The organism is Streptomyces sp. NBC_01551 (genome assembly GCF_026339935.1).
In the GTDB taxonomy this organism is placed as follows: Bacteria; Actinomycetota; Actinomycetes; order Streptomycetales; family Streptomycetaceae; genus Streptomyces.
This window is the reverse complement of the sequence record NZ_JAPEPX010000001.1, coordinates 5,191,432-5,203,758: the sequence shown is the minus strand read 5'-3', so window position 1 is coordinate 5,203,758 and position 12,327 is coordinate 5,191,432. Positions and strand designations below refer to the sequence as shown.

10 protein-coding genes are annotated in these 12,327 nt (G+C 73.1%); 3 read left to right on the top strand and 7 right to left on the bottom strand.

Going from position 1 to position 12,327, the window contains the following annotated elements; translation table 11 throughout:
• The first annotated feature begins 1 nt into the window (after window position 1).
• The gene (locus OG982_RS23570) at window positions 2–802 is read left to right on the top strand and encodes a PaaX family transcriptional regulator C-terminal domain-containing protein (RefSeq protein WP_266783604.1); all 801 of its coding nucleotides are present in this window, start codon (window positions 2–4) and stop codon (window positions 800–802) included.
• A 169-nt stretch (window positions 803–971) separates the two neighbouring features.
• On the opposite strand, the gene OG982_RS23565 is transcribed toward OG982_RS23570, so the two are convergent.
• Window positions 972–3,263 carry a bifunctional salicylyl-CoA 5-hydroxylase/oxidoreductase gene (locus OG982_RS23565; RefSeq protein ID WP_266783606.1) on the bottom strand — a complete coding sequence of 764 codons (2,292 nt, stop codon included), beginning with the start codon at window positions 3,261–3,263 and terminating at the stop codon, window positions 972–974.
• Between the two features lie 4 nt (window positions 3,264–3,267).
• Window positions 3,268–4,095: an enoyl-CoA hydratase family protein gene (locus tag OG982_RS23560; RefSeq protein WP_266783608.1), complete on the bottom strand. Its 828-nt coding sequence runs from the start codon at window positions 4,093–4,095 to the stop codon at window positions 3,268–3,270.
• A 194-nt stretch (window positions 4,096–4,289) separates the two neighbouring features.
• Here OG982_RS23560 and OG982_RS23555 point away from each other — a divergent pair, with 194 nt between their 5' ends.
• Window positions 4,290–4,766, top strand: a complete 477-nt coding sequence (locus OG982_RS23555) for an ATP-binding protein (RefSeq protein WP_266783610.1) — start codon at window positions 4,290–4,292, stop codon at window positions 4,764–4,766.
• Between the two features lie 51 nt (window positions 4,767–4,817).
• On the opposite strand, the gene argF is transcribed toward OG982_RS23555, so the two are convergent.
• From argF to OG982_RS23530, 5 genes are all read right to left on the bottom strand, one after another.
• Complete coding sequence (gene argF, locus OG982_RS23550; RefSeq protein WP_266791762.1) at window positions 4,818–5,831, bottom strand: ornithine carbamoyltransferase; 1,014 nt, start codon at window positions 5,829–5,831, stop codon at window positions 4,818–4,820.
• Window positions 5,832–5,965: 134 nt separating this feature from the next.
• Window positions 5,966–7,192, bottom strand: coding sequence for an arginine deiminase (locus OG982_RS23545; protein WP_266783612.1), 1,227 nt, complete (start codon window positions 7,190–7,192; stop codon window positions 5,966–5,968).
• Window positions 7,193–7,238: 46 nt separating this feature from the next.
• Window positions 7,239–7,715 (bottom strand): hypothetical protein, encoded by a 477-nt coding sequence (locus tag OG982_RS23540; protein WP_266783614.1) that lies wholly within the window; start codon window positions 7,713–7,715, stop codon window positions 7,239–7,241.
• Window positions 7,716–7,907: 192 nt separating this feature from the next.
• Window positions 7,908–10,463, bottom strand: a complete 2,556-nt coding sequence (locus OG982_RS23535; protein WP_266783616.1) for a polynucleotide kinase-phosphatase — start codon at window positions 10,461–10,463, stop codon at window positions 7,908–7,910.
• Window positions 10,460–11,968 (bottom strand): 3' terminal RNA ribose 2'-O-methyltransferase Hen1, encoded by a 1,509-nt coding sequence (locus OG982_RS23530; RefSeq protein WP_266783618.1) that lies wholly within the window; start codon window positions 11,966–11,968, stop codon window positions 10,460–10,462. The genes OG982_RS23535 and OG982_RS23530 overlap by 4 nt, the downstream gene beginning before the upstream one ends.
• Before the next feature lie 77 nt (window positions 11,969–12,045).
• On the opposite strand from OG982_RS23530, the gene OG982_RS23525 reads away from it, so the two are divergent.
• Complete coding sequence (locus OG982_RS23525) at window positions 12,046–12,318, top strand: hypothetical protein (protein WP_266783620.1); 273 nt, start codon at window positions 12,046–12,048, stop codon at window positions 12,316–12,318.
• The last annotated feature ends 9 nt before the right edge of the window (window positions 12,319–12,327 follow it).

The following is a 12,327-nucleotide window of genomic DNA, read 5'->3' as shown; positions in this document are numbered from 1 at the left end:
CGTGGCCGAGCAGCACACTCCGCGATCGTTGATCGTCACCTTCTACGGCGCCTACGGACGGGCCTTCGAGGGCCCCGTCCCGGTGTCCGCGCTGGTGCGCCTGCTGGGCGCGGCCGGCGTGGACGCCCCGTCGGTCCGCTCTTCGGTGTCCCGGCTGAAGCGGCGGGGCTTCCTGCTGCCCGCCCGCGCGGCGGACGGCTCGGCGGCGTACGAGCTCTCCGGCGAGGCCCGGCAGCTGCTGGACGACGGCGACCGGCGGATCTACGGGGCCGCCGACGTGTCGGACGAGTGGCTCGTCGCGGTGTTCTCCGTACCGGAGCAGGAGCGCAGCAAGCGGCACCTGCTGCGCTCCCGGCTGGCACGGCTCGGCTTCGGCAACGTGGCGCCCGGCGTGTGGATCGCCCCGGCCCACATCGCCGAGGAGACCGGTCACACCCTGGACCGGCTGCACCTGACCGCGTACGTCGAGCTCTTCCGCGGCGCCCACCTCGGCTTCGCCCCGACCGCCGAGGCGGTGGCCCGCTGGTGGGACCTGACCGCGCTGGCCAAGCAGCACGAGGAATTCCTCGACCTGCACGAACCCGCCCTGCGCGGCCTCCAGTCGGGCCCCGAGCCGACTCCGCAGGAGGCGTACCGGGGTTACCTGATGGCCCTGGACACCTGGCGGCGACTCCCGTACGCGGACCCGGGCCTGCCGCGCGAGCTGCTGCCCGCCGACTGGCCGGGCGACCGGGCGGCGGCGGTCTTCGCCGAGCTGCACGCCCGGCTGCGGGACATCGGGGCGTCGTTCCTGCAACCGTGATCCACTCGGTGGCGTCCGCCGTCGGCGTGACCTCCGGGGCGCCGCAAAAGCGGCTGCGGTGCGGGTCCGGGGCGCGCCAGGATGTTCATGACCTGGACCTTCACCGCAGACCTGGCCCGCTACACAACCACCGCGGGGCCTGTTCGTGGCCGTCTGAGCGAAGGCCCCCTCACCCCCGCCCGGTCGGCGGTTTGCGGCTGCCCGCGCGGTAGGGGGCCGGCCAGGGCGCGGCCGGGCCCTCGTAGGACTGGTCGGCGGCCGCGTGCAGGGTCCAGTGCGGGTCGTACAGGTGCGGGCGGCCCAACGCGCAGAGGTCGGCGCGGCCCGCCAGCAGCAGGGAGTTGACGTCGTCCCAGGAGGAGATGGCGCCGACGGCGATCACCGGGACGCCGAGGGCGTTGCGGATCCGGTCCGCGTAGGGCGTCTGGTACGAGCGCCCGTACTCCGGGGTCTCGTCGGCCACCACCTGGCCGGTGGAGACGTCGATGGCGTCGGCCCCGCGGGCGGCGAAGGCGGCGGCGATCCGCTCGGCGTCCTCGGGCGTGGTGCCGCCGGGCGCCCAGTCGGTGGCGGACAGGCGGACCGTCATGGGCCGGTCGTCGGGCCACACCTCGCGGACCGCGTCGAAGACCTCCAGCGGGAACCGGAGCCGGTTCTCCAGCGAGCCGCCGTACGCGTCGGTGCGGTGGTTGGTCAGCGGGGACAGGAACCCGGACAGCAGGTAGCCGTGCGCGCAGTGCAGCTCCAGCAGGTCGAAGCCGCAGTCGGCGGCCCGTACGGCGGCGGCCGCGAAGTCGGAGCGGACCGCCGCGAGGTCGGCCGTCGTCAGGGCGCGCGGGACGGCGGAGACGCCCGGCCGGTACGGCAGCGCGGAGGCGGCGACCAGCGGCCAGTTGCCCTCGGGCAGCGGGTCGTCCATGCCCTCCCACATCCGCCGCGTCGAGCCCTTGCGGCCCGAGTGGCCGAGCTGGACGCCGAGGGCCGTGCCGGGCGCGGAGGTGTGGACGAAGTCCGCGATGCGGGTCCAGGCGGCCGCCTGTTCGGCCGTGTACAGGCCGGTGCAGCCGGGGGTGATGCGGCCGTCGGCGCTGACGCAGACCATCTCGGTCATCACCAGCCCGGCCCCGCCGAGTGCCCGGGCGCCGAGGTGGACCAGGTGGAAGTCCCCGGGCAGGCCGCTGCCTTCGAGATCCCCGCCCTCGGCCGAGTACATGTCCATCGGGGAGACCACGACCCGGTTGCGCAAGGTCAGCCCGCGCAGCGTGAACGGCGTGAACATCGGCGGAGTTCCGTCCTGCGGGCAGCCGAAGTCCCGCTCCACCGCCCGCGTGAACCGTTCGTCGCGCAGCCGGAGGTTGTCGTGGGTGACGCGGCGGCTGCGGGTGAGCAGGTTGAAGGCGAACTGCCGGGCGGGCTGGTCCACGTACCCGGCGATCTCCTCGAACCAGCGCATGCTGGCGGCCGCGGCGCGCTGGGTGCTGGCCACGGCCGGTCGCCGCGCCGCCTCGTACGCGGCCAGGGCCGCCGGGACACCGGGCTCCGCGGCCACCGCCTCGGCCAGCGCGAGGGCGTCCTCGACGGCCAGTTTGGTACCGGAGCCGATGGAGAAGTGCGCGGTGTGCGCCGCGTCGCCGAGCAGCGCCACGTTGCCGTGCGACCAGCGCGCGTTGACGACCGTGCGGAAGCTCGTCCACGCCGAGCGGTTGCCCACCAGCGGCCGCCCGCGCAGGGCCTCGCTGAAGATCTTGGCGCAGCGGGCCGCCGACTCGCCCTCGTCGCACAGGTCGAGGCCCGCCGCGCGCCACACCTCCTCACGCATCTCCACGATCACCGTGGAGGCGTCGGCCGCGTACGGGTAGGCGTGCAGCTGCATCACCCCGTACTCGGTCTCCGCGATCTCGAAGCGGAAGGAGTCGAAGGCGAAGTCGGCGGCGAGCCAGATGTAGCGGCAGTTCCCGGCCGTCAGCGCCGGCCCGAAGTGCGCGGCGCCGCGCTCCCGGGTCGCACTGTGCACCCCGTCGGCGGCGACCACCAGGTCGTAGGAGTCCGCGAGCGCGAAGGCGTCGGGGGCCCCGGCGCGGAACCGGAGCCGGACCCCGAGGCCGGCGCAGCGCTCGTGCAGGATCTCCAGGAGCCGGCGCCGACCGAGGGCGGCGAAGCCGTGCCCGCCGGAGGTCAGCAGCCGTCCCCGGTGCACGATGTCCACGTCGTCCCAGCGCACGAACTCCGCGCAGAGGGCGGCGTAGACGACGGTGTCGGCGCGCTCGATGCCGCCGAGGGTCTCGTCGGAGAGCACCACCCCGAATCCGAACGTGTCATCGGGTGCGTTGCGTTCCCAGACCTCGACGGTGTGCCCTTGGCGGGCGAGCAGGGCGGCGGCGTACAGCCCGCCCGGTCCCCCTCCGACGACGGCGACCCGCAGGGCGCCCGCGGACACGGACATGGACATGGGCACGGACATGGGGCTACCTGCCCTTCCACTCCGGGGGCCGCTTCGCGGTGAAGGCGGCGTGGAACTCCGCGTAGTCCTGGCCGTTCATCAGCAGCGCCTGGGTGTTGGCGTCCAGCTCCACCGACGCGGCCAGCGGCATGTCGAGTTCGGCCGTGAGCAGCGCCTTGGTCTGCGCGTACGCGAGGGCCGGCCCGGCGGCCAGGTGCGCGGCCAGCTCGGCGGCGCGCAGGTGGGCCTTGCCCTCCTCGGTGACCTCGCTGAGCAGGCCGATGCGCTCCGCCTCCGGGGCGCGTACGGGCTCTCCGAGCATCAGCAGCCGGGTGGCGTGGCCGAGGCCGACGACGCGGGGCAGGAGGTACGCGGCGCCCATGTCGCCGCCGGAGAGGCCGACGCGGGTGAAGAGGAAGGCGAAGCGGGCGGTGGGGTCGGCGATCCGGAAGTCGGCGGCGAGCGCGAGGACGGCGCCGGCGCCTGCGGCCACCCCGTGGACGGCGGCGATCACGGGGAAGGGGCATTCGCGGATCGCGCGCACGACCTGGCCGGTCATCCGGTTGAAGTCCAGGAGCTGGGCGGTGTCCATGGCGAGCGTGGCGCCGATGATCTCGTCCACGTCGCCGCCGGAGCAGAAGCCGCGCCCCTCGCCGCCGAGGACGAGGGCGCGCACGGAACGCTCCCGGGACAGTTCGGCGAGCAGATCGCGCAGGTCGGCGTAGGCGCCGAAGGTGAGCGCGTTCAGCTTCTCGGGGCGGTCGAGGGTGACGGTGGCCACGCCGTCCTGCCGGGCCACCCGGAGGTGGCGCCACCGTTCGGTCGCTGGGGTGGAACCGGTGAAGGGGCTCACGCTCCCGAAGGTATCACCCAGTCGTGACTGCCGTCACAGAAACGCGAGAGAGCCGGGGGTCGAAGGTCCTGGGCGGCCGGGGCCGCGGCCCCTGGGGCTCGCGCCGGGGTGCCCTGCGAAGCCGCGCTTCCGTTTTCGTATGGTTGAAAGCCGTACTCCCGCGTTGGCCCCCACCCCGGAACGGAGGGATCGCCTTGTCCGACGCCTCGGCCCTGCCCGGCGCCTCCGCCCCGCCCGGCGCCTGCGCCTGGCGGATCGCCCTGCCCCACACGGCGGCCGCCGTCCCGATGGCCCGCGCCCTCGTCCGGACCGCGCTGACCGACAGCGGGGCGCCCGCCGACCGCGACACCGCGGAGCTGCTGACGGCCGAGCTGGTCGCCAACGCGGTCGAGCACACCCGCCCCGGCGCGCCGATCGAGCTGGTGGTGGAGCTGCTGACGGACGGCTGTCAGGTCGAGGTGCACGACGGCGATCCCCGCCCGCCGGGCGATCTCACCGGCCGCCACGACGACGCACACCCCGACCCCTGGCAGGAGCACGGCCGCGGCCTGCTGCTGATCCGCGCCCTGAGCTCCGGCTGCGGCCACCGCCGCACCGAGCGGGGCAAGGCGGTGTGGTTCACCCTGCCGGCCCGGCCCGCCACCGTTCCCCGCCAGGGAACGGCCGTATGACTATGCGGTGAACCCCGTGAACACGGTGAACACGGCGAGCGAGACGGCGCCCTAGACGGCCGGCTGCTTCGCGAGCGTCGCGACCAGCACGGCCTTGATGGTGTGCAGCCGGTTCTCGGCCTCGTCGAAGACGACCGAGTGCGCGGACTCGAACACCTCGCCCGTCACCTCCAGCGACTCCAGCCCGTGGCGCTCGTGGATCTCCCGGGCGACCTTGGTGCCCAGGTCGTGGAAGGCCGGCAGGCAGTGCAGGAACTTCACGTCCGGGTTCCCGGTGGCGCGGAGCACGTCCATGGTGACCGCGTACGGGGCCAGGGCCTCGATCCGCTCGTCCCAGACCTCCTTGGGCTCGCCCATGGACACCCACACGTCGGTGGCGACGAAGTCGGCCTGCGCCACGCCCTCCGCGACCTCCTCCGTCAACGTGATCCGGGCCCCGCTGGCGGCGGCGAGCTCACGGGCCCGCGCGACCACGGCCTCGGCGGGCCAGTACGCCTTGGGCGCGACGATCCGTACGTCCATGCCCAGCAGCGCACCGGTCACCAGGTAGGAGTTGCCCATGTTGAAGCGGGCGTCGCCGAGGTAGGCGAAGGCGATCCGGTCCAGCGGCTTGGCGCAGTGCTCGGTCATGGTGAGCACGTCGGCCAGCATCTGGGTGGGGTGCCAGTCGTCGGTGAGGCCGTTGAAGACGGGCACGCCGGAGAACGCGGCGAGTTCCTCCACGGCCTCCTGACTGTCGCCCCGGTACTCGATCCCGTCGAACATCCGGCCGAGCACCCGGGCGGTGTCCTTGACCGACTCCTTGTGGCCCATCTGGGAGCCGGAGGGGTCGAGGTAGGTGGTGTGGGCCCCCTGGTCGGCGGCGGCCACCTCGAAGGCGCAGCGGGTGCGGGTGGAGGTCTTCTCGAAGATCAGGGCGATGCTCTTGCCCTGGAGCCGCCGCTGTTCGATTCCGGCCTTCTTCGCCGCCTTGAGTTCGGCGGCGAGCTCGACGAGGCCGCGGAACTCGGCGGCGGTGAAGTCGAGCTCCTTGAGGAAACTGCGGCCGACGAGGTCGGTGGCCATGAGGGCGCTCCAGAGTCGCATCTGACAGGGGATGTTGGAAGTCTATACGATCCTCTGTATTGATATACAGACCTATGAGCCCCCTCGTGGAGAGGCCTCCCTCACACCCTCCCCCGCCGGCCGCCGTCAGCGCCTCACACGGCGTCCCGCTCCACCGGACAGCTCATGCACCGCGGCCCGCCCCGCCCCCGGCCCAGCTCGCTGCCCGGGATCTCGATGACCTCGATGCCCTGCTTGCGCAGGTGGGTGTTGGTCGTGACGTTCCGCTCGTACGCGACCACCACCCCCGGTTCCACGGCCAGCACGTTGCAGCCGTCGTCCCACTGTTCGCGCTCCGCCGAGTGCACGTCCTGCGTCGGGGTCAGCACCCGGATCGCGTCGAGGTCGAGGGCCTTGGCGATCGCCCGGTGCATGTGCTCCGGCGGGTGGTCGGTCACCTTCAGCTCGCTCGCCCCGTCGCCCGGCTCGATCGTGTAGGAGCGCAGCATGCCGAGCCCCGCGTACTGAGTAAACGTATCTCCATCGACCATCGTCATGACCGTGTCCAGGTGCATGAAGGCCCGCCGCTTGGGCATGTCCAGCGCCACGATGCTGGTGGCGGACCCGGCGGCGAACAGGCCCCGCGCGAGCATCTCCACCGCCTGCGGCGTGGTGCGCTCGCTCATCCCGATGAGCACCGCGCCGTTGCCGATGACGAGCACGTCCCCGCCCTCGATGGTCGAGGGGTAGTCCGCCTGACCCTGCGACCAGTAGTGGAAGGCGCCGGAGGTGGTGAAGAGCGGGTGGTGCCGGTAGATCGCCTCGAAGTGCACGGTCTCGCGCTGCCGGGCCGGCCAGCGCATCGCGTTGATGGACACCCCGTCGTAGATCCAGGCGGAGGTGTCCCGGGTGAACAGGTGGTTGGGCAGCGGCCCGAGCAGGAAGTCGTCCAGCTCCATGGCGTGGAAGCGGACCGACACCGGCTCCGCGTGCCGCTCCAGGTACTCCCGCTTGGTCATCCCGCCGACCAGGGCCTCGGCGAGCTCGGCCGAGGGCAGCACGTCGAACACGGAACGCAGGTGGTCGGTGGCGAGCGGCCCGTACTCCTTCTCGTCGAAGACCCGGTCCAGTACGAGGTGTCTCGCCTCCGGGATGTCGAGGGCCTCGGCGAGCAGGTCGCCGAAGAGGTGCACGTCCACGCCCCGGTCGCGCAGCACGTCCGCGAAACCGTCGTGCTCCTGGCGGGCCCGGCGGACCCACAGCACGTCGTCGAAGAGGAGGGCGTCCTTGTTGGTTGGTGTGAGCCGCTTCAGCTCCAGGTCGGGCCGGTGGAGGATGACGCGGCGAAGCCGCCCGGTCTCGGAGTCGACATGGAATCCCATGCCGTACACATTCCCAGACCGGACGGCCTTTTGACCGGGGGTCCGCTCAGCGCGGGGTACCGAGGCCGAGAAGCGCCGTCGGGGCGCCGATGAGTTCCGGGGTGGTCAGCCCCAGCTTGGGCGTGGTCAGGTTCGGGATCCCGTGGTTGCTCCCGTCCGGCATGGTCAGCGGGGAGCCGAGCACCGCGCCCGGGGTGCGGGTGACCAGGGTGGTCGCCGGCGCCTCCACGGAACCCTCGCCGTCCGTCTCCTCCTTGCCCAGCAGGTTCGGCACCGGCGAGGTGACGAGGGTCCGGCCGAGGTCGGTGCTGACCGGCACCACCGGGAGGAGCGGGGTCGGAAGCATGTCGCCGGTGTGGTGCCGGGGCGCCTCGGGCGCGCCGACCATCGGCACGGGAACCCCGGTGGCCACGCGCGGCGTGTCCACGCCGAGCGTGGTCTCCACGGCGTCCAGCGGGACACCCACCGGCACCGCGTCGGCCACGGCCGGGGAGGCCGCGCCGGCCGCCGCCATACAGGTCATGAGCGCCGCAATGCTTCCGCGCGCGGTCATCTTCATAGGTGACGTTCCGTCCTTCCAGGGTCGCGGACACTCCGCTGCCCTGGATGAACGATCCCGCCGGTGGTTTTCCCGGAGTTCTCCGCGAAAGTTCCCCCATACGACCTAATTCCAGGCCGTATGGGGGCGGCGGCTTTACGGGCCGGGGGGTCGGGGTCAGAGCCGGGGGTCGACCGGCTCCGACTCCAGGGCGAGCACCGCGAACACGGCCTCGTGCACCCGCCACAGCGGCTCGTCGGCCGCCAGCCGGTCCAGCGCCTCCAGCCCGAGCGCGTACTCGCGCAGGGCCAGCGAGCGCTTGTGCCCGAGGAAGCGCTCGCGCAGCCGCTCCAGGTGGTCCGCACGCGTGTACTCCGGGCCGTAGATGATCCGCAGGTACTCGCGGCCGCGCACCTTGACGCCCGGCTGGACGAGCCGCCCCTTGCCGTCCTTGGCGTACGCCTGGAGCGGCTTGACGACCATGCCCTCGCCGCCCGCCGCCGTCAGCTCCAGCCACCAGTCGGTGCCCGCGCGGACGGAGTCCTCGTCCCCGGTGTCGACGAGGATCCGGCCGGTGCGGCGCAGCAGCCCGGTCCCGGCCGCCTCGTCCGCCCCTACGAGCCGGTCCAGCCAGGCCAGCTGCTCGTCGTGCGGAACGGCGGCCAGCGAGCGCCCAGCGGCCGCGAGCAGCTGGAACGGTGCGAACCGGACGCCGTCCAGCCCGTCGGTGCTCCAGCAGTAGCGCCGGTACGCGTCGGTGAACCTGGCCGCGTCGGCGGCCCGGCCGCGCTGGCGCTCCAGCAGCTCCCCGGTGTCGACGCCCCGGGCGCCGGCCGCCGCGAGGGCCGCGATGGCGTCCGGGAAGACGGCGCGCGAGGCCGCGCCCACGGCGGCGTACTGGTTGCGCAGCAGGCCGGCGGACTTCAGCGACCAGGGCAGCAGTTCCCCGTCGAGCAGCAGCCAGTCGGTGTCCAGTTCCTCCCAGAGGCCGGCGCCGGCGATCGCCGAGCGGAGCCGGGCGAGGACCTCCTCGGTGACCTCGGGGTCGTTGAAGAAGGCCCGCCCGGTACGGGTGTAGACGGAACCGGTCACCCCGTCGACCCCGAAGCGCTCGCGTGCGGCGTCGGCGTCCTTGCAGACCAGGACGGTGGCGCGGGAGCCCATGTGCTTCTCCTCGCACACGACCGTCGCGATGCCGTCCTTGCGGTACTGCGCGAAGGCCTCCGCCGGGTGTTCGAGGTAGCCCTCGATCCGGGAGGTGGCCGTCGGAGCCATGGTCGGCGGCAGGTACGGCACCAGGCGCGGGTCCACCGCGAAGCGGCTCATGACCTCCAGGGCCGCCGCCGCGTTCTCCTCGCGCACGTTGACGTTGCCCAGGTGCCGGGTCTCCACGATCCGGCGCCCGTGGACGTCGGCCAGGTCGAGCGGACGGCCCTCGTGGCCCCCGGGCGCCTCGGCGGCGAGGGGGCGCGTGGGCTCGTACCAGACCTTCTCGGCCGGTACGTCGACCAGTTCGCGCTCGGGCCAGCGCAGGGCCGTCATCTTCCCGCCGAAGACGGCGCCGGTGTCGAGGCAGATGGTGTTGTTGATCCACGCGGTGTTCGGGACCGGGGTGTGGCCGTAGACCACGACGGCCTTGCCCCGGTAGTCCTCGGCCCACGGGTAGCGCACGGGCAGGCCGAACTCGTCGGTCTCCCCGGTGGTGTCCCCGTACAGGGCGTGCGAGCGGACCCGTCCGGAGGTGCGGCCGTGGTACTTCTCGGGCAGCCCGGCGTGGGCGACGACCAGCCTGCCGCCGTCGAGCACGTAGTGGCTGACGAGGCCCGCGATGAACTCCCGGACCTCCCGGACGAATTCCTCCGGCTCCCGCCCCAGCTGCTCGATGGTCTCGGCGAGGCCGTGCGTCTGCTGGACCTTGGATCCCTTGAGGTAACGGCCGAGCTTGTTCTCGTGGTTCCCGGGGACGCACAGGGCGTTGCCGGACTTGGCCATGCCCATCACCCGGCGCAGCACGCCGGGGCTGTCCGGGCCCCGGTCGACGAGGTCGCCGACGAAGACGGCGGTGCGGCCCTCGGGGTGCGCGCCGTCCTCGTAGCCGAGCTTGGCGAGCAGGGTCTCCAGCTCGGAGGCGCAGCCGTGGATGTCGCCGATGATGTCGAAGGGGCCGGTGAGGTGGGTGAGGTCGTTGAAGCGCTTCTCCAGGACGACCTCGGCGGCCTCGGCCTCCTCGGGCGTGCGCAGCACGTGCACCTTGCGGAAGCCCTCGCGCTCCAGGCCGCGCAGCGAACGCCGCAGATCACGGCGGTGGCGCTGGATGACGGCGCGGGGCAGCCCGGACCGGTCGGGGCGGGCGGCGTTGCGCTCGGCGCAGACCTCCTCGGGCATGTCGAGGACGATGGCGATGGGCAGCACGTCGTGCGCGCGGGCCAGCTGGACCAGCTGGCGGCGCGCCTCCTGCTGGACGCTGGTGGCGTCGACCACCGTGAGGCGGCCGGCGGCCAGGCGCTTGCCCGCGATGTAGTGCAGGACCTCGAAGGCGTCCTTGCTGGCGCTCTGGTCGTTCTCGTCGTCGGCGACCAGGCCCCGGCAGTAGTCGGAGGAGATGACCTCGGTCGCCTTGAAGTGCTTGCGGGCGAAGGTGGACTTGCCCGATCCGGTGGCCCCGATCAGGACGACGAGGGACAGGTCGGTGACGGGAAGCACGCGGTGGGTATTGGATTCGGTGGTGGTCATGCTGCCTCGCCCTCCTTCGGGGTGTCGGTCGTGGTGCTGGTAGTGGTGCCGGTGCTGTCGGCCGTGCCCGTCTGCGTGAAGACGGCCATCTGGGTCGGCGGCCCCACCTCGGGGTCGTCGTCCCCGACGGGAACGAACGCGACGGCGTACCCGTAGCGCCCCGCGACCTCGGCCGCCCAGGTGCGGAACTGCGCGCGGGTCCACTCGAAGCGGTGGTCGCCGTGCCGGACGTGCCCGGCGGGCAGAGACTCCCAGCGGACGTTGTACTCGACGTTCGGGGTGGTGACGAGGACGGTGCGCGGGCGGGCGGAGCCGAACACCGCGTACTCCAGCGCGGGCAGCCGCGGCAGGTCCAGGTGCTCGATGACCTCGCTGAGCACGGCCGCGTCGTACCCGGTCAGCCGCTTGTCGGTGTAGGCGAGTGAGCCCTGGAGCAGCCGGACGCGCTCGCTCTGCCGCTCTCCCAGCCGGTCCAGCCGCAGCCGCTTGGCGGCGAAGCCCAGGGCGCGCATGGACACGTCGACGCCGACGATCTCCGTGAAGGAGACGTCCCCCAGCAGCGCCTGCACCAGCTGGCCCTGCCCGCAGCCGAGGTCGAGGACCCGGGCCGCGCCGGCGTCGCGCAGGGCGGCGAGGATCGCCTCGCGCCGGTGCACCGCGAGCGGGACCGGCTTCTCCTCGGTGTCGCTGCTCTCGTCGACGGCGTTGTCGACCTCCTCCACCTCGCGGCCGTCCGCCTCGGCGAGCCGGACCAGCTCCAGGCGCTCCATGGCGTCCCGGGTGAGGTGCCCCAGCCGGGCCAGGTAGCGGGAGGTGATCAGCGCGTTCTCGGGGTGCGCGGCGAGCCAGCCGTCTCCGGCGCGGAGCAGCTTGTCCACCTCGTCGGGGGCGACCCAGTAGTGCTTGGCGTCGTCCAGCACGGGCAGCAGCACGTACAGCTGGCGCAGGGCGTCGGCGAGCTTGGCCTCGCCCTCCAGTACGAGGCGTACGTACCGGGAGTCGCCCCATTCGGGGAACTGCTCGTCGAGAGGTACGGACGTCACCTCCACGCGGTCCCAGCCCAGCGGGCCGAACAGCCCGCGCACAAGCTCGGCGCCGCCCCGGGCGGGCAGCGCCGGGATCTCGACGCGCAGCGGACGCGCCTGCTCCGGGAGCTCCGGGCGGGCGGTGCAGCGGCCGTTCAGGGCGCTGCCGAACACCCCGCTCAGCGCGACGGCGAGCAGTGAGGACGCGGCGTAGGGCCGGTCGTTGACGTACTGCGCGAGCGCGGCGTCGGGCGCTCCGCCCCGGCCCTTGCCCTGACCCCGGCGCACGAGCGCGACGGGGTCCACCTCCAGCAGCAGTGCCGCCGTGCACCGCTCGGCCGAGGCCTCGGGGTAGAACACGTGGGCGGTGCCGTGGGAGGTGGAGAACGTCTGCGCCTTGTCGGGATGCTTGTGCAGCAGGAAGCCCAGGTCGGTCGCGGGTCGTTCAGGGGTGCCGGTGGTGGAGATCGTCAGGAACACACGAGCGATTGTGGCTGGTCACGGCCCCTGGGCGCCTCCGGTTTTCGGGCGGCCCGGACCGCGTCTACCGTGGAGGCATGAGCGGCGTCGTGGTGGTGTACGAGCTCGACGAGCCGGTGCTCGCGGGTTCGCCGCCGGGTGAGAAGCTGCCGGTCCGCCGGGTGCACGCGGCTCCCGCCGCCCCGGGCAGCAGCTCGGTGCGCGGTCCGAGGACCATGTGCGGGCGGGACACGTTCGCGATGGAGGCGGCCGAGTGGCAGCCCTCCGGGCAGCCGGGCTCCACCTGGTACGACCCGGCGTACGCGGCGCTGGTCTGCACCGCGTGCGCCGCCGTGATGGACGACGGCTGACGCCCGGCT